The organism is Agrobacterium tumefaciens (genome assembly GCF_013318015.2).
GTDB classification, from domain to species: Bacteria; Pseudomonadota; Alphaproteobacteria; order Rhizobiales; family Rhizobiaceae; genus Agrobacterium; species Agrobacterium tumefaciens.
Genome location: NZ_CP115842.1, coordinates 164,425 through 189,075, shown reverse-complemented (window position 1 = coordinate 189,075; position 24,651 = coordinate 164,425). Strand labels below are relative to the sequence as shown.

The 24,651-nt window shown below is 57.7% G+C and carries 23 protein-coding genes; 16 read left to right on the top strand and 7 right to left on the bottom strand.

From position 1 onward, the window contains the following. The first annotated feature begins 51 nt into the window (after positions 1-51). A complete protein-coding gene (locus G6L97_RS14455) occupies positions 52-318 on the top strand; it encodes a CBU_0592 family membrane protein (RefSeq protein ID WP_003517727.1) in 267 nt (88 codons plus the stop codon). 6 nt (positions 319-324) lie between these two features. On the opposite strand, the gene G6L97_RS14450 is transcribed toward G6L97_RS14455, so the two are convergent. Together G6L97_RS14450 and G6L97_RS14445 are read right to left on the bottom strand one after the other, a co-directional pair. Then, on the bottom strand, positions 325-1,215 hold the full coding sequence (locus G6L97_RS14450) for a LysR substrate-binding domain-containing protein (protein WP_013761341.1): 891 nt from the start codon (positions 1,213-1,215) through the stop codon (positions 325-327). A gap of 118 nt (positions 1,216-1,333) precedes the next feature. After that, the gene (locus tag G6L97_RS14445; RefSeq protein ID WP_076844823.1) at positions 1,334-1,552 is read right to left on the bottom strand and encodes a hypothetical protein; all 219 of its coding nucleotides are present in this window, start codon (positions 1,550-1,552) and stop codon (positions 1,334-1,336) included. A 298-nt stretch (positions 1,553-1,850) separates the two neighbouring features. Between G6L97_RS14445 and G6L97_RS28230 the strand changes: the two genes are divergently transcribed. Further along, positions 1,851-2,177, top strand: coding sequence for a GCG_CRPN prefix-to-repeats domain-containing protein (locus tag G6L97_RS28230; protein ID WP_013761339.1), 327 nt, complete (start codon positions 1,851-1,853; stop codon positions 2,175-2,177). 269 nt (positions 2,178-2,446) lie between these two features. Here the strand turns inward: G6L97_RS28230 and G6L97_RS14440 are convergent, their stop codons facing one another. Both G6L97_RS14440 and G6L97_RS14435 read right to left on the bottom strand, forming a co-directional pair. Beyond that, complete coding sequence (locus G6L97_RS14440; RefSeq protein WP_065660088.1) at positions 2,447-3,241, bottom strand: SDR family oxidoreductase; 795 nt, start codon at positions 3,239-3,241, stop codon at positions 2,447-2,449. A gap of 251 nt (positions 3,242-3,492) precedes the next feature. Then, positions 3,493-4,383, bottom strand: coding sequence for a LysR family transcriptional regulator (locus G6L97_RS14435; protein WP_174003125.1), 891 nt, complete (start codon positions 4,381-4,383; stop codon positions 3,493-3,495). A 133-nt stretch (positions 4,384-4,516) separates the two neighbouring features. Here G6L97_RS14435 and G6L97_RS14430 point away from each other — a divergent pair, with 133 nt between their 5' ends. Next, the gene (locus G6L97_RS14430) at positions 4,517-6,031 is read left to right on the top strand and encodes an MFS transporter (RefSeq protein WP_236773626.1); all 1,515 of its coding nucleotides are present in this window, start codon (positions 4,517-4,519) and stop codon (positions 6,029-6,031) included. A gap of 152 nt (positions 6,032-6,183) precedes the next feature. On the opposite strand, the gene G6L97_RS14425 is transcribed toward G6L97_RS14430, so the two are convergent. Both G6L97_RS14425 and G6L97_RS14420 read right to left on the bottom strand, forming a co-directional pair. Next, positions 6,184-7,119: an MYG1 family protein gene (locus G6L97_RS14425; protein ID WP_065705373.1), complete on the bottom strand. Its 936-nt coding sequence runs from the start codon at positions 7,117-7,119 to the stop codon at positions 6,184-6,186. Between the two features lie 253 nt (positions 7,120-7,372). After that, complete coding sequence (locus G6L97_RS14420) at positions 7,373-8,656, bottom strand: cystathionine gamma-synthase family protein (RefSeq protein ID WP_111789112.1); 1,284 nt, start codon at positions 8,654-8,656, stop codon at positions 7,373-7,375. Between the two features lie 126 nt (positions 8,657-8,782). On the opposite strand from G6L97_RS14420, the gene G6L97_RS14415 reads away from it, so the two are divergent. Beyond that, positions 8,783-9,241, top strand: coding sequence for an Lrp/AsnC family transcriptional regulator (locus G6L97_RS14415; RefSeq protein ID WP_097100317.1), 459 nt, complete (start codon positions 8,783-8,785; stop codon positions 9,239-9,241). Positions 9,242-9,322: 81 nt separating this feature from the next. Here the strand turns inward: G6L97_RS14415 and G6L97_RS14410 are convergent, their stop codons facing one another. After that, positions 9,323-11,350 carry a hypothetical protein gene (locus tag G6L97_RS14410; RefSeq protein WP_111801536.1) on the bottom strand — a complete coding sequence of 676 codons (2,028 nt, stop codon included), beginning with the start codon at positions 11,348-11,350 and terminating at the stop codon, positions 9,323-9,325. A gap of 331 nt (positions 11,351-11,681) precedes the next feature. On the opposite strand from G6L97_RS14410, the gene G6L97_RS14405 reads away from it, so the two are divergent. The 12 genes from G6L97_RS14405 to G6L97_RS14350 all read left to right on the top strand — a co-directional run bounded on the left by G6L97_RS14405 (position 11,682) and on the right by G6L97_RS14350 (position 24,643). Then, positions 11,682-13,328 carry an ABC transporter ATP-binding protein gene (locus tag G6L97_RS14405; RefSeq protein ID WP_112192405.1) on the top strand — a complete coding sequence of 549 codons (1,647 nt, stop codon included), beginning with the start codon at positions 11,682-11,684 and terminating at the stop codon, positions 13,326-13,328. A 298-nt stretch (positions 13,329-13,626) separates the two neighbouring features. Continuing rightward, positions 13,627-14,112 (top strand): MarR family winged helix-turn-helix transcriptional regulator, encoded by a 486-nt coding sequence (locus G6L97_RS14400; protein WP_026330963.1) that lies wholly within the window; start codon positions 13,627-13,629, stop codon positions 14,110-14,112. Then, positions 14,112-14,822 (top strand): SDR family NAD(P)-dependent oxidoreductase, encoded by a 711-nt coding sequence (locus G6L97_RS14395; protein WP_025596016.1) that lies wholly within the window; start codon positions 14,112-14,114, stop codon positions 14,820-14,822. The genes G6L97_RS14400 and G6L97_RS14395 overlap by 1 nt, the downstream gene beginning before the upstream one ends. 1 nt (position 14,823) lies before the next feature. Continuing rightward, positions 14,824-16,155 carry an NAD(P)/FAD-dependent oxidoreductase gene (locus G6L97_RS14390; protein WP_035199278.1) on the top strand — a complete coding sequence of 444 codons (1,332 nt, stop codon included), beginning with the start codon at positions 14,824-14,826 and terminating at the stop codon, positions 16,153-16,155. Positions 16,156-16,295: 140 nt separating this feature from the next. Then, complete coding sequence (locus G6L97_RS14385) at positions 16,296-17,957, top strand: peptide ABC transporter substrate-binding protein (RefSeq protein ID WP_111828435.1); 1,662 nt, start codon at positions 16,296-16,298, stop codon at positions 17,955-17,957. Between the two features lie 125 nt (positions 17,958-18,082). Further along, positions 18,083-19,033, top strand: a complete 951-nt coding sequence (locus G6L97_RS14380; RefSeq protein ID WP_013761327.1) for an ABC transporter permease — start codon at positions 18,083-18,085, stop codon at positions 19,031-19,033. Between the two features lie 42 nt (positions 19,034-19,075). Beyond that, entirely contained in the window at positions 19,076-19,966 is an 891-nt protein-coding gene (locus G6L97_RS14375) for an ABC transporter permease (RefSeq protein WP_003517690.1), read from the top strand. 12 nt (positions 19,967-19,978) lie between these two features. Then, positions 19,979-21,304, top strand: coding sequence for an NAD(P)/FAD-dependent oxidoreductase (locus G6L97_RS14370; RefSeq protein ID WP_174003122.1), 1,326 nt, complete (start codon positions 19,979-19,981; stop codon positions 21,302-21,304). A 59-nt stretch (positions 21,305-21,363) separates the two neighbouring features. Beyond that, complete coding sequence (locus tag G6L97_RS14365; protein ID WP_212509374.1) at positions 21,364-21,705, top strand: cupin domain-containing protein; 342 nt, start codon at positions 21,364-21,366, stop codon at positions 21,703-21,705. A gap of 418 nt (positions 21,706-22,123) precedes the next feature. After that, entirely contained in the window at positions 22,124-23,032 is a 909-nt protein-coding gene (locus tag G6L97_RS14360; RefSeq protein ID WP_003517687.1) for a LysR family transcriptional regulator, read from the top strand. Positions 23,033-23,179: 147 nt separating this feature from the next. Then, positions 23,180-23,962, top strand: a complete 783-nt coding sequence (locus G6L97_RS14355) for a carbon-nitrogen hydrolase family protein (protein WP_236773629.1) — start codon at positions 23,180-23,182, stop codon at positions 23,960-23,962. Positions 23,963-23,977: 15 nt separating this feature from the next. Then, positions 23,978-24,643 carry an RraA family protein gene (locus tag G6L97_RS14350; RefSeq protein WP_003517685.1) on the top strand — a complete coding sequence of 222 codons (666 nt, stop codon included), beginning with the start codon at positions 23,978-23,980 and terminating at the stop codon, positions 24,641-24,643. Positions 24,644-24,651 lie beyond the last annotated feature (8 nt).

Here is a 24,651-nt window from a genome sequence, read left to right as displayed (position 1 = left end):
TCCGGTGTAGCAGGCGCTCGCCGGGCGGGCGTGTTTATGGAGTGGATACAAATGGGGCTAGCGGATCTTGTCGGCCTTGCAGGAGCGTTTTTTTATCTCTTCGCCTATGCCCTGTTGCAGCTGCGACTTCTGACGATAGAAGACTGGCGCTACACTCTCTTAAATGTTCTGGGTGGCGTATTTCTGATCTACTCGCTGATATGGAATTTCAACCTCGGCTCGCTGATTTCACAGGTCGCCTGGCTGCTGTTCACCATCATCGGCTACGCGCGGTTCCTGCTGGACCGGCGCCGCAAAACACCTCCTGCGCAGGCATGACGGGTTTCAGCGCGCGGTTTTATGGTTGTCTGCAATCAGCCAATCGGAAACCTCGCGCACAATTTTACGCTGGTGGCGATCTGCCGGTCGCATCAGGTAAAATTTGCCTTCCGAGCGCATGGCATGGGAATGCACAGGAACGAGCGCTCCGCTATCCAGTTGGTCGCGGATGAGCCAGGTCCACCCAAGCGTTGCACCAAGCCCCTGCGATGCCGCCGCGACGCAGAGGCCATAGTCTCCGAGTTTCCACTGGATTGCATCCTGTGGCGGCAACAGGTGTGACGAGCGCCACCAGTCGCTCCAATCCTGCCATTCCCGCATCGAATCTTCGATGGAGATCAAAACCGGTGCCCTCTGCTCCATAAGATTGGTCATGCCGCGGGCAGAAACGGGGACGACCTCCTCCTGGCCGAGTTCCGATAGCCAGACGCCAATCGGTCTTTCCTTGCGATAGAAAATAGCCAGGTCGAATTCATCCAGACGCAGATGTGCCACATCGTCAGTTACCCGCACCCGCAATTCGATGCCGGGAATATCGCGTTTCAGTTTCTGCAGGCGAGGCATGAACCATTGATCCGCAATCCCGCGAGAGCAGGCGATGGTGATTTGGCTGGCGCCGGTCCACGAGCGGACGCCGTCCGTGACACTTGCGATATCGAGGATCAGCCGCGATATATCGATCGAGTAGTTTTCGCCGATGGTCGTCAGTCGCACGCCTGTCGGCACGCGCTCGAAAAGCTTGGAGCCAATGAACGCTTCCAGCTTGCCGATCTGCCGGCTGACGGCGCTCTGCGTCAGGCCCAGCTCGTTGCCCGCGCGGGAGAAGCTGCCCAAACGGGACGCGGCCTCAAAAACAACAAGCGCCTCCAGCGGCGGCAATCTAAAAGACGGTTGCATTCAGGTTCCCAAAAACAGAGTTTGCGATCCGATACACCGCCGCCGCAAACTCTTCAATTTTTTTGGGATTCCATGCCGCGCTCAGGCTTTGCCACTAGCGCCTTTCTGTTACCCAAGACTAGGGCTGACGGTCCGGCATTATCAGCCAGAACAATTGCACGAGGTCGCGCCAGGTTCGAGCCAGATCCTCGGCCGTCGATGTCAGCTCCCTGTAAATATAGATGCCCGCAAGCGCAAGAACGGCTGCAAGCGTTAGAACGGCCAACAGCACCCAAGGCCAGATGAGGCGTTTGCTCTTTGGCTTTGGTTCGGGCTTTGTGTCCAGATTGGGGTTCAATCACCGTCTCCTCATTCGCTTGAGGACTATGACGAAAACCGCGGGACTGCAACCGGAGGGGATACATCGCGCCCCTTCAACCCACTGGCACATAAACGAATAACAGGTCTGCATTGACTGGGGCGGGGCAGTGAGCCGCGCCGCCTTGACGCCGCTTCACCCTTTCGCAGTGATCGAAACGCGAAGCCGGCATCTGCCACAATTGTGGAGTTTTTGCCACGAAAACATCAAGATTCATTCAGCCACAGTTCACCGGAAAGGGCGCTAAATCCCTCCATCCCGGAAGGAGGGAGATGAAATGCGTAAGATGATTTTAAGCGCTGGAATAATTCTCGGTGCCCTGTTCGGCAGTGGCGCGAACGCTATGCCTGTCGGTCAACCGGCCGCACCCTTGGCATCCAACGTTCAAAGTGTGGACTATGCTTGCGGACGCGGCTTTCATCTATCGCCGCGCGGATATTGCCGGCCCAATGGACCGCCGAGATATGAGCGCGGCTGGGACAGACGTGATCGCTGGGAAGCCCGCAGGGAGTGGCGTGAACGTCAGGCCCGCAGAGAATGGCGCGAGCGCAGAGATTGGCGCGAACATCGCGAATGGCGAGACCGTCGCGACTATCGATGGTAATGAAAACAGGCCCTCTCCGAACCGGGAGGGCCTTTTCCATCTGGGTGCGTCTTGAGTTTTTAGCGACGATCGTCAACGCATAGATTGATCGGTTTGCGCCAATTGCCGTCATAAATCATTTGGGCCGAACTCTTCCCAAATGATCCAAGGTTTTGACGCGTTTGCCGGGAGTGCCACAGAACTGGTCGGTGGAAGTTCGACCTTTACTATCTTCCATCATAATGGGGGCAATGGACCAAGAAGGTGCGGTCATTCCATAGCCCGTTATTCTAGTTTCCCGGTGCTGCGGCTGATCCTGCAAGAATGCCGCCATCGATGTTCAGTTCGGCCCCAGTCATATAAGTTGCCTCGTCAGATGCGAGCAGGACTGCGAGTGCGGCTACCTCCTCGGCTCTGCCAAAGCGTTGCATGGGCGTTTCTTTGACCAGCGCGGCTTCACGATCTTTGCGATCCGGGCCATTTCCCAACATCGGCTCCCACATCGGTGTCATCACGGCTGCAGGGTGAATTGAATTGCACCGGATGTTCAGGCCCTGACCGGCGCAATATAGGGCCACGCTCTTGGTGTGGTTGCGGACGGCGGCCTTGGATGAGGCGTAGGCCGCTGCCATTGGAATTCCGACAAGCCCTGAGCGTGAGGAAATGTTGATAATCGACCCCGCACCATTTGCTCGCATGGCGCGGATTGCATAACGGCAGCCCAGAAAGGTGCCATCCAGGTTGACCGCATGGACCTTGTGCCAATCAGCAAGTTGGGCATTTTCTGGATCATGGGCTGGCGGGGCCCCTTCGAATGGTCCTTCAAAGCCTGTTATTCCCGCATTGTTGACGACGACGTCCATCTTGGGAAATTGACTGGCAATTTTCGCCCAGTCTGCCTCGCATGCGACGTCGAGACGGACAAACCTCCCGCCGATTGAGCCTGCGGTCAACAAGCCGCCATCCACGTCTATATCGGTAACGATGACCTGTGCCCCCTCGTCAGCAAACGCTTGGGCGATAGCCGCACCAATTCCGCGTGCCGCGCCGGTCACGAGTGCGGTCTTTCCAGAAAGTCTGGGCATGAATGTTCCTTTGATGCAAATGCTGAGCTAGCCAACGCGTCGTTTTAAAAAGACTGCGCTGTCATCGACGTAAGTCCGGATTATCGGCGATCTTTGTCCATGGTCATAAACTCCTCATCAGCATCCCTTATTTACCCACCACTGTCTTATTGGTCAAGAAATGCACCGTATTAGTCCGCCGATGGCTTCAATGGACGAACTCCACCGGCGCGCATAAGCCCGCCAGCATCTGTCATGCGCAGATACTCCAGTCAGGTTTCGACAAAGAGCTTTTCGATCGCAAAATCGATGAAGGCGCGCAGCCGCGGCGCCATGAAGCGGGCTGATGGCCAGACAATTGAAAACTGGCCTGGTGCGGCGAGATGCTCGTTCAGGACCGTCTCGAGCAGGCCATCCCTGATGGGGTCCGTCGCCAGGAATTCAGGCATGTAAGCGAGCCCCATCCCGTTAATCGCCGCCGCCCTTATCGCCTCCATATTGCCGCAGGTAAGGGCGATACGCATGCTCGACAGGGGGTTGTCGCCGTTTTCCAGCAGCCATTCCTGAAACCTGCCGGAGGTCGGAAAGCGGAAGCGCAATGCATCATGCTCTGGCAATTGGCTGGGGTGCAGGGGTGTGCCCATTCGTTGAAAATAGTCCGGCGACGCGCATAAAATGAAGCGGAATGGACCAAGACGCCGCGCTATCAGGCTGGAATCATCAAGCTCGCCACTGCGGATTGCAGCATCAAAGCCGCCCTCGATCAGATCGACGCGCCTGTCGTTAAAGTCGAGTTCCAGATCGATATCGGGATAACGCCGGCGAAATTCAGGCACTATCGGCAGCAGAAAGCGGTATCCGATTGTCGGAAGCGTCACGCGCAGACTGCCGCGGGGCAGGGCCAGATTGTCCATGACTGCTTCATGTGCGTCGCGCAGATCGGTCAGGATGGACCGATACCGCTCAAACAGCATTGCCCCTTCATTGGTCAGGGAGACCTGCCGGGTGGTGCGATTGAACAGCCGTACGCCCAGAGATGCCTCCAGTCGGGCAACGCTTTTTCCGACAGCAGAAGGTGACAGGCCCAGGCTCTGCCCGGCCTTGGCAAAATTCAGCCTTTCGGCAACCCGGACGAAGGCATCGATCTCGCTCAACTTATCCATTGTCACTGATTAGAGAATTTTAATCCGCAATGAAAGGCCCGTGAGGCCGATTGTCGAATTGATGTCGTCTGATGAGGATGGATGCCGATACGCGACCTTGGTGTCGCGACCCCATTTCACGATTGGAGTTCGCATGAACGACGCCCCTCATAGAGCCTCAGCCAGCCGGAATTCGGTATTGGTGGCGGTGTGTCTTGCCGCCTTGACCCTTCCTTTGAACTTCTCCGCCGGTGCGGTTGCCACGCCGGCGATCGGGCAGGACCTCGGGGGATCGCCTGCATCCCTGACCTGGATCACCAATGCCTTCATGCTGGCTTTCGGAAGTCTTCTGATGGCGGCAGGCGCGCTGGCCGATCGATATGGCAGAAGGCGGGTGTTCTTGATCGGCCTTGCGCTGTTTACCGGCTTCTCCTTTGCGCTTGGATTTGCGCCTTCGGTGTGGATCATCGATCTGCTACGTGCCGGTCAAGGCGTGGGCGCCGCCGCTGCCCTGGCCGGAGGGACGGCCGCACTTGCGCAGGAATTCGACGGCCACGCTAGGACGCGCGCCTTTGGGTTGCTTGGAACGACCTTCGGCGTCGGTCTTGCATCTGGTCCGCTGCTGACGGGATTGATGATCGAAACGGTCGGATGGCGGGCAATATTCCTTGCCGGCGGCCTGATCGGCCTCCTTGCCCTGATCCTCGGCCCGCCACGGATGCGTGAAACGAGGGATCCCAATGCGGCGGAACTCGACTGGCTGGGCGCTGCAAGCTTTACCCTCACACTCACCCTCTTCACCGTTGCGATGATCGAGCTGCCTGTTCTCGGGTCTAACGGTATCATCGCTTTCAGCACAGGATTTGCGTTTTCGCTTGCAGCCTTCGTCTTGATCGAAATGCGGGCAGCGCGGCCAATGCTGGACTTATCGCTGTTCCGTTATCCGCGGTTCGTGGGGGTGCAGCTATTGCCAATCGCCACCTGCGCCTGTTTCGTTGTTCTTCTTGTTATCATTCCGTTGCGCCTCATCGGTATCGAGCAACAAGGAGCAATCGGGGCGGGGTTCATCATGTTGGGACTGTCGGCTCCGATGCTGGTGGTGCCTATAGTCGCGACGATGTTCGCGCGTCATGTTTCGCCGGGCATGCTCTGCGGCATCGGCCTGCTGATCTCCGCCTCTGGCCTCGTCTGGCTTGCCGGCTTCACGGCAGAGGATGGAGCCATGATCGTTCTGCCCATGCTCGTCATCGGGGTGGGCGCCGGTCTGCCATGGGGCCTGATGGATGGCTTGTCCGTTGGCGTCGTGCCGGTGGAGCGTGCGGGAATGGCGACCGGCATATTCAGTACCGTGCGGGTTGCCGGTGAGGGCATCGCGCTTGCAGTCGTCAGCGCCGCCCTCTCGGCATTAACCTCGGCATCCCTCGGACGGCTGGCGCCTTTGTCTACGCCCCTCTTGAATCAGACAGGTCAGCGTCTGGCAGTGGGCGACCTCGCGGGTGCAGAGGCAATATCGTCCCACATCGGGGACGACCTGTTGCGGGATGCCTATCAGACTGCGTTTTCGACACTTTGCTGGTGGCTTGCCGCGGTGACGACGCTATGCGCCATCGCAGTCCTTTTCCTGCTGCCCAATAGTGCTGCGGTCGCCGACAAGGTGACGGCTCCGTAGATTATCGGGAACGAACACGGTGTTCCCGATTGGGCGTGGAGGAGGGGAGGCCAGTGATGCGGGCCGAAGGACATTTGCGGACATATCCTTTGATATGCTTCGCCGGCCCGCCTTCCGGGCGATCTCCTACTCATGTTCCGTTGTTCAATAGACTACACTACGGGAGCAGGTAAGATCGCCTCTTTCACAGCCAGTTCTGCCATGGCGAGTGCGGCATCACGGGTTTTGGCGGCGGCAATAAACCGGCCGTTGTGGCAGAAACTCGCGCCTTCAATGCCACAAACGGCTTCCAGATCGCCATTTGTAAGGCCAGCCCATGCCGCAGGCAGGTTTGCCCGAAGTTCAAAGCCTTCATCTGCGCGACGGATACCGGTCAAACACCAGTCCTTGTCACGCGGGTGAACGACAAACAGCAGATTGTCTGCGCCCGCCTTCACAATGGCGGGCCGAAACGGCATACCCATCGGCAATTCCAGAATATGACCTTCACCGGCATCGACGATAGCCTGCATTACAAGCGCCTCGGCGCGCAGTTTCGCAGCGCTTTTGGCTATTTTCGCCTCGACGAAGCTGCGGGCAATGACGAGCGCCGCGTGGAAACTGCGATCATCGGCTTCGGGGTCGGTCTCGTCAAAAACAGGTTTCAGAGTTTCCAGCAGGACAGGCAGCGTCAGCGCAACCAGCGGCCCGGCGACGGAGGGGCTGACCGCACCATTGTCGACCAGATCGACCGGCAGCACAAAGCTGCCATCGAAAGAGGTATGGACGGTTTCGACATGTTCATCGGGGATGCCGAAGGCGGCAAGATAGTCCCGGCCGAAATGCTTCCAGATCAGTCCGAATGAACTATATGGCTGACCGTCATCCCTCAGCGGCGCGCCGCGCTGATGGTGATCGAATATCCTGCTTGTCGCGTCATAGGCGCCGCCGACATCGTAGATGATGCGGTCCACGCCGGGGGTGATCCATTCCGGCGCCCGGCTGCGGACGATGCGGGCCTGCGGGAAAAGTCGGGTCAGGATGACGCTGGACAGCAGTTCGTCGGCGTGGAAGCCACCGGAATGGGTGACGAGAAAATCCGGGATCATGTCAGGATAAGCCTTGTTGCTTGCGGGAGGTCCGCCTGGAATTGAGGCACCTGATACCCTTTGCCCGACGCCATCTCAACCCGTCATTCGCCGCTTCTGTATCATATTGCCGGTTCGGGATTGGCTCCAATCGTAGCGGAAGGTAACGCCGCTCCCCTTATCGCCTTCCTGCACTACGTTGGTTTCGGTGTTTCGTATGTACTGAAAAACCCATACGTATTGCAGTCGGTGAGGAGCGGCATTTGCCTCTTCATCAGGCGGCATCCAGAGAGAGGGTCAGGTCGGCGACCAGATCGTCGGGATGTTCGATGCCGATTGACAGCCGGATCGTGGAATCAAGCACACCAATGCGCTGGCGGACGTCGGCCGGAACACCCGAATGCGTCATCGTTGCAGGGTGGGAGGCGAGAGATTCCGTACCGCCAAGGCTGACCGCGAGTTTGAATATCGTGAGAGCGTTGAGGAATTTGAAAGACGCTGCCTGCCCGCCCGCAATGTCAAACGAGAAGGTCGATCCCGCACCGGTGCATTGATGTGCAAACACCTTGCCCACCGGGGACGCCGGATCGTGAAACGGCAGATAGTGGATTTTCTCGACCTTGGGATGCGCCTTCAGGAACTCGGCCACCACCTCGGCATTGCTGTTTGCCCGCTCCATGCGGATTTGTAGCGTCTCAAGCGAGCGCCCGAGCATCCAGCACGAATGCGGGTCGAGCTGGGTGCCGATCGCTCCGCGTAATGCCTTCACCTGCTTCATGACATCCTTGCGACCGAGCGCTGCTCCGGCAATGAGGTCGGAGTGCCCGCCAACGTATTTTGTCAGCGAATAGAGCGAGATATCGGCACCGTGCTCGATTGGCCGCTGGAACACCGGACCGAGGAGTGTGTTGTCGCACGCGATGATTGGCCTGTGCCCCTGCTTCTGGCCGATCACGTCGGCAACGCGGCTGATCATGGGGATATCGACAATACTGTTTGTCGGGTTGGCGGGGGTCTCGATGAGGATGACGGACACCCTGCCTTTCGCCATCGCAGCCTCTGCGGCGGATATTACCGAGGCCTCGCTGACACCGTCGGCGAAACCCACCGCCGAAACGCCGAAATTGTGGAAGGTCTTTGCCAGCAGCGTCTCAGTGCCGCCGTACAAAGGCTGGGAATGGAGTACGGTGTCGCCGGGCCGGACGAAGGCGAAAAGCGTCGTCGAAATGGCGGACATGCCGGACGAGAAGAGCGCACAACTCTCGGTGCGTTCGTAAACGGCAAGGCGGTCCTCGACGATCTCGCTATTGGGATGGTTGAAACGCGAATAGACGAGGCCTGCACCTCTGCCTGCGGGCGGCTCCTTGCGGCCGGAGACATAGTCGAAGAAGTCGCGACCGTCTTCCGCCGACTTGAAGACGAAGGTCGAGGTCAGAAACACAGGCGGCTTCACCGCTCCTTCCGACAATTCCGGATCGTAGCCGTAATTGAGCATCTGGGTTTCAGGATGGAGAGCGTGGTTGCCGATATGGGTTTTAGACGGATGCGGTGCAGTCATTTGCGGAAGGTCCTCCTCAACAGACGTTGAACTGTCCGCAGCTTACATCCAATCAAGTCAAAATACCTTGCATTCTGAAGCGTGGATATGTCTGATGAAGCAATATATTGCGGAGAATTGTGCTTTATGTCGCAAAAAATTGCAGATCCGATCGACCGGCGGATAGTCAAGGAGCTGTCTGCCGACGCAAGGATCACCAACAACGAACTTGCCGAGCGAGTCGGCCTGTCGGCATCTGCATGTCTGCGGAGGCTGCGACGGCTGGAAGAGACGGGGGTGATCAAAGGTTATTCCGCGATCGTTGATCCGGCAATCGAGGGATGGACGATGACCGCGCTTGCATCCATCCGCCTCAGTCGCCAGCACGATGACGAAATCCGGATGTTCGAGGCGGCCGTTCTGGACTGGGACGAGGTTCTGGAATGTCACCTCGTCACGGGTTCGAGGGACTACATGCTCAAGGTCATGTGCGGTGGGCTCGAGGACTACGAGCGCTTCATCAAAGAGAAGATCGCGAAGCTGAAATGCGTCGACACCATCGAGACCAGCTTTGTCATGAACACGATCAAGGCGCGGCGCATCTAAGCTTTGCTAGATGCTCCGCGCCCGGTGTGTTCAAGCTCCGATAACCGGAGCTTGAACCGTTTGGGGGTGCGATCGGACGACTTACTCGGCCGTCGCCTGGATATCGACCTTGTCGAGAAGAAGCATCGGGTTTTCAGACGCTGCAACCAGATCAAAAAGACCAAGGCCATTTGGTCCAGTGGAGCGGGCGGTAACCGTAAGAGTACCTGGGTTGTTGATGAAGCGAAGCAACGCGTCCACCGCACTCTTGAGTTTGGGCTGTTCAGCTGCGATCTGCTGCAACCCCGCGCTTGCCACGAGTGTCAGAACACCGCGCACTTGATCCTCGGTCATGTCGTTTTGCAGAGCATACAGCTTGATAGCCTTGGCCATCATGCCTTCGTCCTTGATCGTCAGCTTTACCTCGCGACCCGCGAGCCCCAGGAGGGCGGCCTGGGTACGATTGGTGTCGAAGGAGAAGAACTCCTCCGTGAACCCGCTCGCCAGACCGGAAAAATTGACGCTGCCAATATCCTTGCCGCGCATGGAGATTTCCCGGATCACCAAGTTCTTGTTCGGTTCATCCCAGCCGGCGGCAAGGGCATAAGACAGGGCGAGCGCCTCGAAACCCAGTTTGCGGGCTTCGACAAAAACTTCCTCGGTCGAATCTTCCGGGATCGGAAGAGAAAGGTCATCCTGCCTGATCACGATATCTGTGGGTATGCCGTTGAAGGGCTTTGTCAGACCCATCTCGAAATTCCTGAGCGTGAACTTGATGCGCTCAGGCACGCCCTCCGTCTTTTCACCAGTCTCGTCGTCTGTCTGTTCCGGGGCGGCGACATCAACATTGATGCCTCCGACGCGGACGGTGCCCAGTTCCGGTATCAGGTGATTAAACGGGAAAGTCTCGATCTGCTTGTCGTCAAGCCCGACGATTTTGGAGAGACTCTCGATTGTGGAACTCCAGTCAAAGCCCTTGAGGCTTGCCTCGGCGACTTCGATCGTGTCGACGCCATTTCCGATCGACATGCCATTCAGGCCGAAGTCGAGCTTACGGCTGTCCATCTGCATATCGATACGATCAATGCCGACCTTGACCCTTTTGCCGGCAGCCCCTTCGCTTTCATCAGGCGCGTCGGCCTTGAACCCGAGCAACTGCATGTTGCTCTTGCCAATCATATCGAGAATGGACAGGGCCTTGGCGAAAATTGCCTGGCGTTCCTGAGGTGAAAGCTCGTCGGTATTTTTGGCCGCCGAAAGCGCGTTCATCGTTTCCAGAAGCGGCTCGGCCGGCATGCGGGCGCTGAAGCCGTCGCTGCGTATTTCATCGTAGGTGAAATGACCGTCTCCGTCCGAGAACGAGATTTTGCTGACGGAAAGCGGGCCATAGAGAAGCTTTGCGTCCTTATCTTCGGGACCCGCTTTTTCCGTATAGAGCCTTGCGAGGTAAGCGGCATCGAAGTCCTGTCCGGCTATGGCGCCGGTCGATACGACCAAGTGCTTCTTTTTCATCGCGCCAGTGCTGTCCGGTAGATCCATCTGGATGTCGTAGCTGGCGTTGTCGATGGAATATCGGGCGACCCGGCCTTTGGCGATGTCCGAGAAGGCTACGTTCTTATAAACAGTCTTCTGCTCGGTGGTGGCGATGGACTGCGTGAATGTCATCTCAGGCGTGGAAATACGCTCTGCTGCAAAACGCTCTATGCGCTTAGGCAGAGAGTTGGCATTTCCGTCTCCGGATACTTCAGCCGCATCCGGTTTTGTGAACGCGGCATTCTCGACACGCGCATGCGCCATCGAGATCTTGCCGGTTGGCACATCAACATTGATGTCGTTCAGCTCCAGTGCGCCATCCAGGAAAGGAAATTTTGGACGTCCATCGATAGCTGCAATCCGGATGTTCTTGCCATCGGCAAGCGGCAAGGCCAGTTCGCGAATATGAATCTGCCCGAGGAAATCAACCTCAACGGAACGGGCAGTTGCGCCAGTGCGAGCAACGAGTTCGCTGACCTTTGCTTCGTAGAAGGCCTTACCCCCGATGACGCCTGCAGCAGCAACAGCAATAATCGCAACCGCCGCCCATAAAGCTTTGGTCCGGCCCTTACCGGTTTGGGTATTTACCTGTTCCACGAAATTGGTCCTCTCCGACGCGATTTGAAACTGCACGCCTTTTAAGCACGCGAAAGTTGCTCCGCAAGTGGGCGCTAGCGGGACAGTTGGAGAACTTGTCCCGAAACGCAAAACGCCGGTCCGCTACTGACCAAACATCAAACGGGACAGCCTGGCATTTTGCAGATCATAAAGGTCAAGAATGCTGGGCAGCGCCAACGCGGTGCCGGTATCGACCGTCTCAGCTACCGCCACTCACTGGACAATATAGTAGACATAGTCCACCATATTGTTTCCGACGTATGAAGCGTCGGCCAAAGCGAACAAAGTTACAAAAAAACAAGGGGAACTTATGTCGCATCCAACCACGTCAGCCGACGTGGTGCTGTCCGTTCGCAATCTCACGGTGGATCTTCCGCCGGGAATGGAGCGCACCCACGCGGTCAAGAATATCTCTTTCGACCTCCACGCAGGGGAAATCCTGTGCATTATCGGTGAATCCGGGTCCGGCAAATCCGTCACTGCCAGCACGATCATGGGGCTGTTGTCGCCCGTGATAAAAGTCAGCTCCGGCGAAATCCATTTCAAGGGAATGGACATACTTGCGGCCAGGGAAGATAAAATCCGGCCGCTGCGTGGTCAGGCGGTCTCAATCATTTTCCAGGATCCGCTCTCCGCGCTCAATCCGTTGATGACAATCGGGGATCAGATCGCCGAAGTGCTTGAAGCGCATGGCTATGGAACGCCTGAAACCCGCAAGACCAAGGTTCTGGATCTACTTGAAGAAGTCGGTCTTCCCGACCCGCCTCTGATGCGGCTGCAATATCCATTCCGTCTGTCTGGCGGACAACGCCAGCGGGTCATGATCGCCATGGCACTGGCACTCGATCCGGATGTCCTGATTGCCGATGAGCCAACAACCGCTCTCGACGTTACCACCCAGGCGCAGATCCTTGAGCTCATCCGCAAGATACAGAAGCGCAAGAACATGAGCGTCATGTTCATCACCCACGATTTCGGCGTCGTTGCCGAAATTGCCGATCGCGTCGTGGTGATGGAGAAGGGATATCTTGTGGAGCAGGGAAGGGCGGATCAGGTTCTGGTCAATCCTGTCCACCCCTATACCCAGCGACTTGTCGCTGCGGTTCCGCGGATGCGGAGCACTGAGCGTTCAGTCAGCGAAGAAGCTCCCGTCGTTCTCAAGGTCGAAAATCTTGAGAAGGAATATCGCAGCTCCGGCTCGTTTTTCCGCAAGGCCCGTATCGTCAAGGCGGTCAATGGTGTCAGCTTCAAGCTTCACAAGGGCCAGACCCTCGGTATCGTTGGCGAAAGCGGGTCGGGCAAGTCCTCGCTCGGGCGTGTCCTGCTGAAATTGCTGGAGGCGGATGGCGGTTCAATATGCTTCGATGGCCGTGACATAGCAGCGATGGACGAAACGACGTTTCGATCGTTGCGACCCTATATCCAGATGATTTTTCAGGATCCTTTCGCGTCGCTTAATCCCCGCCATACGATCGGCAGGATCTTGACGGTCGGCCCCGTTGCCCACGGAATGGCTTTGCATGAGGCGAGAATAAAGGCTCTGGGAATTCTGAAGCTCGTGGGGCTGGATGAACAGGCCTATGACCGTTACCCGCACGAATTCTCCGGCGGCCAACGCCAGCGCATCGGCATTGCCCGTGCACTGATGTTTGATCCGGTCGTCCTTGTGGCCGACGAAGCCGTGTCTGCTCTCGACGTTTCCATACAGGCGCAGGTTCTGGAGCTTCTGGCGCGGGTGCAGGCTGAAATGAAGGTGGCGATGATCTTCATCACCCATGACTTGAGAGTCGCAAGCCAGATTTGCGACGATGTGCTTGTCATGCACAAGGGAACGGTTGTCGAACAGGGGCCGCCGACAAAAATCTTCCGGTCGCCGGCCCATCCCTATACCCGGAAACTCGTTGCTGCGATCCCCGGTGCGGATTGGGAACCTGCGGCAACTGCCGTCGGCACATAACATCGAAGTCTGACGAGCCGGACACCTCGTCAGACTTTGCATCGCGCGACATCGAAGACTGATTGCACCGCCGGATTATCATGGATCCGGCGGCGCGAGAGGTTTTCCTTTTAAATATCTGATTTAAATAATAAAAATATGATTTCAGGAATAAAAAGTAGTTGCGTTTGTCTACTAATTATCCTTTCATTCATTCAGTCACGAAACTGACATACGACATGGCCGAAAACCTGCACTGCGGCACGCCGGGAAAGCGTGTGCGCCAATGTCGATCTTTGACCATTCGAACGGAAACTCCATGTCCAAACCAACTGAAAACCCGCCGACATCGCCAACTGATATCAATCTCGACGTGCTTGAAGACACGCTGAGCTTTTACATCCGCACGATCAACCTTGCCGTATCGCGCGATCTCGATGCCCGCTTGGACGGGCTGGATGTGGCGAAGGGAACTGGAAAGATCACGACCCTGCTGCTCGTCGATGACTACCCGGGTATCCGTCCTTCAGTGATAGCTCATCTGACGATGCGGGACCGGTCTGCAATGGGCAGGATCATCGACCAGATGGTGTCGCACGATCTGATACGCCGGGAAGTGTCGCAGGAGGACAGCCGCGCCCAGGAGCTTTACATCACCGAAGCCGGAGCGGCACTTGCAACGAAAATCCGGGAGATCGTTCCGCAGCAATCGCGCGATTTCTTCAGCTTCATCCCGGAAGACGAGCAGAAGCAGGTTATCGACATTTTGCGTCGCGCCTACCGCCATATTGTGGGGCTTGCATGATGGAACGAACGACAAAACGCGTTGCTCTCATATCCGGTGCAAGCCGGGGTATAGGCGACCATATCGCTGCTACTCTTCTTGGCGAAGGCTGGTCGGTATCGCTTGGTATGCGCAGCCCGTCGCTGCCGCAATGGGCTGTGGGTCACGAGGGACAGGTCCATCTTGCCCATTATGACGCAAATGATGCGAGTGCGGAGAAGCGCTGGGCCGATGAAGCGTATCAGCATTTCGGTCGTATCGACGCTGTCGTGGCCAATGCCGGCATCATGATACCGAAGACAGTGATCGAAGCGGATGACGAAGACATCGACGCCATGCTTGCGGTCAACGTCAAGGCACCGAGAAGGCTGGTTAAGGCCGCCTGGGAGGCGTTGAGCGAGAGCGGTCGTGGCCGGGTCATCATCCTCGCTTCCCTCTCCGGCAAGCGGGTGAAGTCCGCATCTGCCGGTAGCTATTCTCTCTCCAAATTCGCGGCGGTCGCGCTTGCGCATGCCATCCGACAGGCGGGCTTCGAAAGCGGCGTGCGCGCGACAGCCGTATGCCCCGGTTTCGTTGCGACAGATATGGCGACCGCCTTATCCGAACGGCCGGCGGATCAAATGACCCAGCCCGCCGATCTTGCCCGCATCATTGCCATGCTGCTGTCCTTACCGAATGAGGCTTCCGTCGCCGAATTCGCCATCAATTGCCAGCTTGAGGAGTTTTTCTGACATGCCCGGTCCTTATGTCGTTCCCGTCCATGGCGATGCGGAATTGCCGAAAGAAGTCGATGTCGTCGTCATTGGCGGCGGCATTATCGGCACCTCCACCGCGCTTGAACTCGTCGATCAGGGGCTACGTGTTGCGCTTTGCGAAAAGGGCGGTATCGGCCACGAGCAGTCGAGCCGCAACTGGGGCTGGGTGCGCATTTCCCGCCGCGATCCACGCGAGGTGCCCTTGATGGCAGAATCGCTGCGCATCTGGGCGGATCTCAATCGTCGTACAGGGCGGGAGACTGGTTTCAAGCGTTCCGGCATCGTCTTTACATGCGCAAACGAAAAGGAATTTTCCGAGCACGAACGCTGGAACCGCAATCTGGAAGGCTACCAGATTGAAAGCCGCATGCTGAGTGCAAAGGAATTCAAGGCGAAATATCCTCATTCCAACATGGATGTCGCCGGTGCGCTCTATACTGCCGGTGATTGCCGGGCCGAGCCGCAGCGCGCCGCGCCTGCCATTGCGGAAGCTGCCCGCGACCGCGGCGCTTTCATTCTGACCGAATGCGCCGTGCGCGGTCTGCAGCTCTCCGGCGGCAAGGTGTCGGGTGTCGTGACAGAGCGCGGTGAAATTGCCTGCAAGGCGGCGGTCATGGCGGGTGGCGCGTGGTCCAGCCTGTTTCTCGGCAACAACGGTCTCGATCTGCCGCAGCTCAAGGTCATGAATTCCGTGCTGCGCACAAAGCCGCTGGAAGGCGGCCCGGAAGAGGCAATCTGGTCGAACGGTTTTGCGATCCGCAAGCGCCTCGACGGCGGATATACGATCGCGAACGGCTTCCAGAACATCGTCGACATCGTGCCCGCATCTTTCCGTTATGCACTGAAATTCCTGCCGGCTCTGCGGCATGAGTGGCGCTCGCTCGACCTGCGCCTGACTGGCCGCTTTTACGATGAATGGCGCATTCCGCGCCGCTGGGCGCTCGATGAGGCTTCACCCTTCGAATATAATCGCGTGCTCGATCCCGTTCCGGCCATGGACATGACGGACGGCGCCTTTGCCAAGCTGAAGAAGGCCTTCCCCGTTTTCGAAAAGGCCGAAATTTCGCAGCGCTGGGCGGGCATGATCGATGTGACGCCCGACGCTATTCCGGTCATCGACAATATCGACGCCATTCCGGGCTTTCATGTTGCAACCGGCTTTTCCGGCCATGGTTTCGGCATCGGCCCGGCGGCGGGAAAACTCATGGCTGATATCGTCACAGGCCGCAATCCGATTGTCGATCGTCGCGATTTCCGTTTCAGCCGCTTCAGCGACGGCTCGAAGATCGAGCTGGTCAGCGGCTTTTGAAATGAGAAGCCCGGCGGTCAGGTGCCGCCGATCCTTTTGACGCATGAGGCAGGCAACTGCTGATGGGAGTAGTACCGCCCAAAGAGGCGGAAGCAAAAATAATCGTCGTGTTCAACCATCGGATCAAGGGGAACTAAAAAATGTCCGACCAGAACAAGCCGCTTATCAATACCACCCGCCGCCAGGCACTCGGCCTTTTGGCGCTCGGCGCATCCGGCGTCGTCCTTTCCGGTCTTCCGGGTTTTTCCCGCGCCATGGCGCAGGACAAGGCCGCCAAAGGCCAGCTCACGGTCGGCTTCTCGCAGGAGCCTACCGTGTTCAATCCACATATGCCGCATATTGAAGTAGATGAAGGCATCCATTTCAGCATCTTCGACCCGTTGTTTTATGTCGACGAGAAAGGTGCCTTCGTGGCAGCTCTCGCCGCCGAAGTGCCGACGGTCGAAAACGGCGGCATTTCCGCCGATGGTCTCAACTGGAAGGTCGAGCTGCGTGACGACGTCAAATGGCACGACGGCAAGCCGTTCACCGCTGAAGACGTGAAGTTCACGCTTGAACTTCTGGTCGATCCCAACTTCCGTTCATGGCGCAAGACCGGGCACGAATTCGTAAGGGATTTGACCGTGGTTTCGCCGACGGAAATTACCTGGAAGATGGAAAAGCCATTCGCGCCCTATCCCTCGATCCTTGCTTCCACATTTATTACGCCGAAGCACCTCCTAGGTGCGGAAGCTGACCGCAATACCGCCGCCTATAACAACGCGCCGGTCGGAACGGGCGCATTCAAATGGAAGGAGCGGGTTGCGGGTGACTACATTCTGCTCGACGCCAATACCGAGTATTTTGGTGATGGCCCGCATATAGAGCGTCTGGTCTACAAATACGTACCCGACCTGAATGTGATGTACACCCAGTTCAAGACCGGCGACATAGACGTGGTGGGCCTGCAATGGATCACACCCGACCATTATGACGAGGCCAAGGATCTCGCCGGCAAGGTGGTCAACGTCGTGCCCGGCTCGACGATTGAATCCCTCTCGTTCAACATGGAACGTCCACAGTTCAAGGAGCCGGCGGTAAGAGAGGCGCTTTATGCGGCGATCGACAAACAATCGATCATCGAGGCACTTTATTACGGTTTGCCCACACCCACCGAAAGCTACGTTCCGCAGCAGTCTTTCTATTACAATCCAGATCTTCCCAAGCATGAATATTCCATCGAGAAAGCTAAAAAGCTGCTCGACGATGCGGGCTGGGTGCCCGGGGCGGACGGCATACGCGCCAAGGATGGCGTGAAGCTCGCCTTCACCTGCTCCACGACAGCGGGCAATCACATCCGCGAACAGGTTCAGCAATACATGCAGCAATCCTTCAAGGATATCGGCGTGGAGATGACCATTTCGAACCTGCCGCCAGCTGTCATGTGGGGTGACTACTGGATGCTGTCGAAGTTCGATTCGGTTATCGTCGGGCTCGACTTCCTGACCGGCCCGGATCCCGATACCTCCGACTTCTTCCGCTCGACGTCGAGTGCTGCAAAAGGCGGCTCGGGCCAGAATACCTGGCAGTTCGTCAACAAGGACGTCGATGATCTTCTGGCCAAGGGCGGCAGTCTCTTCGTGCCGGAGGAACGCAAGGCCGTCTACCTGAAGATTCAGGAGATCATGCGCAAGGAACTGCCGCTGTTGCCACTGTTCCAGTACGCAACAGTGCGTGGTCACAAGCAGGGCGTCGAAAACGTGAAGCCAAACGTCAATAACCGTATCGATACCTGGAACGTTGCGACCTGGCGTCTGGCGTAAAGCCTACCGCAGACAGGGCTTTATGCCCGATCCATGTGAAGTGCCGGCTTTGAAGCAGCCGGCACTCTTACGGCTATTCGTGGATGGTTGCTAGCCAGTTCCACGATGCGACCTGGAGTCTCATCATGCTGACCTTTCTTCTCCATCGAATATGGCAGAGCCTCGTACTTCTGCTGCTTGTCTCGATCATCGGTTTTGCCATCCTCAACCTCGCGCCTGGCGGGCCATTGTCACAATTTGCCCTGACGCCCGGCATGACGCGGGAGGCGCTTGATCGCATCGCCCACCAGATGGGTCTCGATCGACCCTTGCCGGTGCAATATCTCGAATGGGCCTGGCGCCTGCTGCAAGGCGATTGGGGGAAATCCTATCGCGACCAACGTCCGGTTCTCGATATCATCTCCGGGCATTTGTTTGCGACCCTGCTGTTGATGGTCTCATCAACCGTCGTATCCATCCTTGTCGGCACCTGGATCGGTATCAAGGGCGCGACCAAACGTTACACGCTGTTCGATTACACCGCCACGGTCGGGGCCATGGTCGCGCTGTCAATTCCCACCTTCTGGTTCGGGCTGGTGGCCATCTATGTTTTCGCGCTCAGGCTGAAATGGCTACCGGCGGGCAACATGTATACGATCGGCGATCAGTCTTTTTATGACTATGCAATTCACCTGATCATGCCGAGCCTGGTACTTGCTCTCGTCAACATCGCCGTCTGGAGCCGCTACATGCGGACTGCGACGCTTGACGTCATCAATCAGGATTTCGTCCGTACCGCCCGCGCCAAGGGGCTGACCCCGCGCCGGGTTCTGATGAAACACGTCGTCGGCAATGCACTTCTGCCAATGATTACCCTTGCCGGTCTCCAGCTCCCGACGATTCTCGGCGGCGCGCTTGTCACGGAGACGGTCTTTACCTGGCCCGGCATGGGCCGCCTGTTCCTCGATAGCCTTGGTTATCACGACTACCCCGTCGTGATGGGGCTTCTGATGTTTTCCGCAATCCTCGTACTCATCGGAAGCCTGCTCGCTGACCTCATGGTTGCTCTCGTCGATCCCCGCATCCGGCTCGGATAGAGCCGGATCGACGAAACGCCGCACTCAATCGAAGGAAAGACCATGTCCGCTGCAACCCTCCATCCCTCGCAGGCCGCACCGCGGTTTCACTGGTGGCAGAACCGCACGCTGCGCCGTTTCGCCCGCCACAAGCTTGCTGTGCTCGGCCTCATCATGATCACCGTCATGATTTTCGCCTGCGTGGTCGGGCCCTATCTCTTGCCTTACGATGAATTGTTCATCGATCTGCGCGCCCGTTTTGCCCCGCCGATGACCGGTTACCATATTTTCGGCACCGATCCGCTCGGACGCGACATAGCCGCGCGCCTTTTCAATGCCGGCCGCATTTCACTGCTGGTCGGGTTTTTCGCCATGGTGCTGTCGACACTGATCGGCACCATCATCGGTGTCGTTGCCGGTTATTATGGCGGGCGCATCGGCGCGATACTGATGCGTTTCGTCGATGCCTTTCTGTCTTTCCCGAGTATTTTCCTGCTTCTCGCTCTGGCTGCTTTCGTCAAGCCGAGCCCGTTCATGATCACGGTTATCATTGCCGTCACGAGCTGGATGGAAATTGCCCGTCTGGTTGAAGCGGAAGTGCGGTCTCTGCGCGAACGCGACTTCGTCATGGCAGCCCGTATGCTGGGCCTGCCCAATGGCTGGATCATGTTCCGGGAACTGCTGCCGAATGCAGTCGGCCCCATCATCGTTGCCGCGACCCTGACGGTCGCGCGTGCCATCCTTCTGGAGGCCTATATCAGCTTTCTCGGTTATGGCATTCAGCCGCCGCTGCCGAGCTGGGGCAATATGCTGAACGGAGCCCAGCAATATCTCGACAAGGCGCCCTGGCTCGCCATCGTGCCGGGCGTCGCCATCACGCTTGCCGTCACCAGCTTCAATTTCATCGGTGATGGGCTTCGTGATGCGCTTGATGCGCGCAGCGACCTGAACTGAAGGTTTCGGTAGATGGTTTCGTTCTCACCCTTTGACGTGACATTGTGGTATGCGACCGCAGCTTCAGCACCGCATACGGAGCCTCTTTCGGGTCGCGTGCAGGCCGATGTCTGCATCGTCGGCGCGGGTTATACCGGTCTGACGACCGCATTGGAGTTGGCGAAAACCGGCATCAATGTCGTGCTTCTGGAGCGGCAGGAAATCGGCTTCGGCGGTTCGGGCCGCAATGCCGGACATTGCACCCCGACCTTTACCCATTATAGCCTGCCAGAGCTGCGCAGGATGCTGGGCGAGCCCTGGGCGGAACGGCTGATCGAACGGCAAACGCGGGCGAATGACCGCGTCTCGAGCATGATCCGCGACTATCAGATCGACTGCGAATGGGTACAGAACGGCTATGTGATGGGCGCACCGCATAAGGGCGCCATGGATGAGATCAGGCGCAAGGTCGAGACCTATAATGCTGTGGGCGCGAAAACCCGGCTGCTCGACCGTGACGAGGTGGAAGCGGTCACCGGCAGTCCGCGTTTCGACGGCGGCTGGCTGCACGAAGAGGCAGGTCACCTCAATCCGCTCGGTTACGCCCGCGGTCTCGGCCGTGCTGTCATCCAGGAGCGCGGAAAGATATTTACCGGCTCGGCGGTGACGGGTTGCGAACGCGACATAACCGGAGGCTGGAAGGTCAAGACCGATCGCGGAGAAGTGGTCGCGTCGAAAGTGATCTTTACCACTGGCGCCTATACGGTGGGTAGTTGGCCCAAGCTGGATCGGACGTTCAAGATTCAACGCGTGTTCGTGGCCGCCACGCAAATTTTGTCCGAAGAGACCCGCCGGACCGTCCTGCCGCAGAACACGACCATTCATGATGGTCGCGGCGATATCTACGTCTACAAATACAATGCCGAAGGCCGGATCGTCGCATCGATGTTTCCCATGGGACGCCGCGGCCGCGACATGGCCTATACGAGACAGGTCATGAGCGAACGGCTCAAATGGCTGCATCCAAAGCTCCGGGAAGAGATCCGCTGGGAGTATTTCTGGTTCGGCGAACTCGATATGCAATATCGCACCGTACCGCGGTTTTATGGTCTGGCGCCGGGCGTTGTGGCTTTGACCGGTCTTTCGGGCCGTGGTGTGCCGACCGGCTCGATGCTCGGTTCCATTCTTTCTGAATGGGCGCTTGGCAAGCCGGAGAACGAGCTTGCCCTGAAGCTGGAACCACTGAAGGCAGCTCCCTTCTTTATGGGTTTCGCACCCGCAATGGCGCTGCGTTACTACCGGCTGCGCGACAACATATCCACGAAACTAGCTGGGGCGGAACTGCCACCCCATGCCTGAACCGGCGCGGCCACAAGGTCCGCGCTAACATTGACAAAGCAAGGAGAATTCCCGTGACAATGCCGATTTTCAACATTTCCGATGACGTGGATCTTGTTCCGGCCATGCCCGCCGAAGGCCGTGAAGGTGGTTCGTATCGTCGCCAGATATGGCAGGACCAGATCGAAAATGGCACGATCGTCGCAGTCTGGAAGGCCGAGCCCGGCATCTACAACTATCCGGGTCGTGACCTCGAGGAAACTTTTGTCGTCGTTGAGGGTGAGGCAATGTATTCGCAGGCCGAAGCCGACCCGGTGAAGATCGGTCCCGGATCGATTATCAGCATCGCCAAGGGCGTGCCAAGCCGCCTCGAAATCCTGTCGCCGTTCCGCAAGCTCGCAACTGTCATCCCGAAGCCGTGAGGTTTGGGGGAGGGGTGCCTGCAGACTTAAGGCGGGCTGTGTCCTGTATTCGCGGCACGAGGATTTAGGTCTCGCCGATCTGTCGTTCGTCACAGCGATCCGGTGCAACGCTGATGGCCCGACAATCAAAGATTTAAAGAAACAGGGCTCCGAGGAGACGCAGAGCCCTGTTTGCGTTCAATGGTTTGGGAAGCAGCTGGTGCAAAACAGGCCACTCATTTGAAACATCCTTGTGACCGTCATCCCTTTTCCCAGCCCCAGCCGGTGCGAAAAAGCGGTGCCAGGGCCAGGGCGTTGATCCCTTGCTTATGGGGGCGTGCATCGGACATACTTGCACTCGAACCACAAAGGACCAAGGGCAAGACGAGCCAGCGACGTTAGTGCCGGCTCGCGGAGCCATGCGGGAAGATTTTACCTCATGAATACGCGATTTCTCGAAACTTTCCTCTGGGCTGCACGACTGAACAGCTTTTCGGCGGCCGCGGAACGGTTGAATACCACCCAGGCGTCGGTGTCCAACCGAATTGCCGCCCTCGAAAGGGAGCTTGGCGTCGTGCTTTTCACGCGCGATGTGCGCTGCGTCAACTTGACACCTGCTGGTCGTCTGGCGCTGCAGCATGCCGAAAAGATCGTCAATCTGACCGGTGAGTTCCGACAGATCGTGAGTAGCCGGGAGGCGCTGAGAGGCACCGTGCGCATCGGTGCTGCCGACACGATCGTCTATGCCTGGTTACCGCTGCTCATTCGCCGCATGAACGAACGTTACCCCGGCGTCAGCCTGGATCTGACCATCGACACCAGCCTGAAACTATCCCAGCGTATTCAAAACGGTGAGGTGGATGTCGGTTTCATCATGGGGCCGATCATGGCTGCAAATATCTACAATTCACCGCTCTGTACGTTCGAGTCCTGTTGGGTTGGCGCGGTCGAATTGCCGCTGCCGGAAACGGGCGTCACACTCGAAGATATCGCGCATTTTCCGTTACTTACCTTCTCGACAGGCTCCCAGCCACATCAGGCGTTGCGCGCGTTGCTCGATTCTCACGGGTTGTCCGACAGCCGCATCTATAATTCCAATTCGCTGTCGATCATGACCCGCCTTGTGGCCGCGGCCGTTGGGGTGGGCGCTTTGCCGCGTGTGCTGGTGGACGGCATCATCAAATCCGGTGAGGCGCGTATTCTCGACATTAGTCCGTCAGTACCGCCCCTCACATTTCACACCGTTTATCAGGAGCGTGGCGACAACGCGATTGCCCGGGCCATTGCCGATATGGCGACGGAAATCGTCAGTGAAACCACCACGCAATGGATGACGGCTGCCGCCTAAATTTTGCGCTGCAGCGCAAAATGATTAATCTATAAGCTTACCTTATGGGTTTCGATAGAGTTTTTCCGTTTGTAATGAAAACAGTTCCCGTTCTTAATTCTCCTCGCAACATGAGAGGAGAGCAACGTGAAAGTCTCACTTGTTCAAATGAATACCCAGAATGACAAGGCAGAAAACCTTAAGGTTGCTGCCGATCTTATTGAGAAGGCAGTCAAGGCGGATAATCCTGACCTTGTTGTTCTTCCGGAATACTTTGCATTTCTTGGAGATAATCCCCAGGAGATGCATGAGAGCGGGGAGGAATTCCCTGACGGCGAGATTTACACGCTGCTCTCGGGGCTGGCCAAGAAGCACGCGATCACGCTGCATGCCGGCTCCATAGTCGAGAAGGAAGGCAATCGCTTTTACAATTCGACGCTCGTTTTCGGGACGGATGGCAAACAGATCGCGCGTTACCGCAAGATGCACCTGTTTGACGTCGATACGCCGAACGGCATCAGCTACCGCGAATCCGACTCCGTTGCCCGTGGCGAAGAAGTGGTGACCTACAAGGTTGGCGACAAGACGGTCGGTTGTGGCATCTGCTACGATATTCGCTTCCCTGAACTGTTTCGCGCCCTGCGGGACAAGGGTGCAGACGTCATCGTTCTGCCAGCGGCCTTCACCCTGATGACAGGCAAGGACCATTGGGAAGTTCTGGCGCGCGCCCGTGCCGTCGAAACCCAGACCTACTTTCTGGCCGTCGGCCAGATCGGCACCCATGCGGGTGGCAAGAAGGCATGCTGGGGGCATTCCATGGTCATCGATCCGTGGGGCCACATCGTCGCCCAATGCTCCGACAGCGTTGGAACGGCCGGTGCCGTCCTTGACTTCGACTATTCGGCCAAGGTGCGCGCCAACGTACCGGTGGCGAACCACCACGTTCTCTGATCGGAGAAAGACTCAATGTTTATCGCCAACCCCATGCCCGAACAGATCGGTGCCGACATCATCGAGCTTCTTGAGAAGGTCGAAGTCGCAACGATCGGTCACGTGCTTCACTCCGGCTTCGTCGATCCTGAAATCCGCGCCGTCCTTCCGGGCAAACGTGTGGCAGGCACTGCCGTCACGCTGCGCATCCCCAATGCGGATTCGACCATGCTCCACTATCTGTCGCAGTTCGTGCGTCCCGGGGATATCGTCCTCATCGACCGCTGCGGCGATACCCGTCACGCCTGCTGGGGCGGTGTTATCACCAACACCATGAAGATGGCGGGTGTTAAGGCCGGTGTCGTTGATGGCCCGGCGACCGACTTCTCGGAGTTCGCCAAGGTCGACATGCCGATGTGGTGCCGTGGTCCTTCGCCCATCACCACCAAGATCCTCGGCCTCGAAGGCGCGATCAACGTTCCGATCAGCGTCGGCGGCCAGGTGATCAATCCGGGCGATGCGATCCTGTGCGATGAAAGCGGTGTTGTCGCTCTTCATCCAAGCCAGGCTCGAGCCATGGCTGAACGCGCCATCGGCATGCAGGAAGCCGAACTCGTGCTTCTGCAGCGCCTGCGCAACGGTGAGAAATTGCCGGACATTTCTGGCGCCAACAAGCTCGTTCAGGCCAAGCTGAGCGCCTGACATCGTCT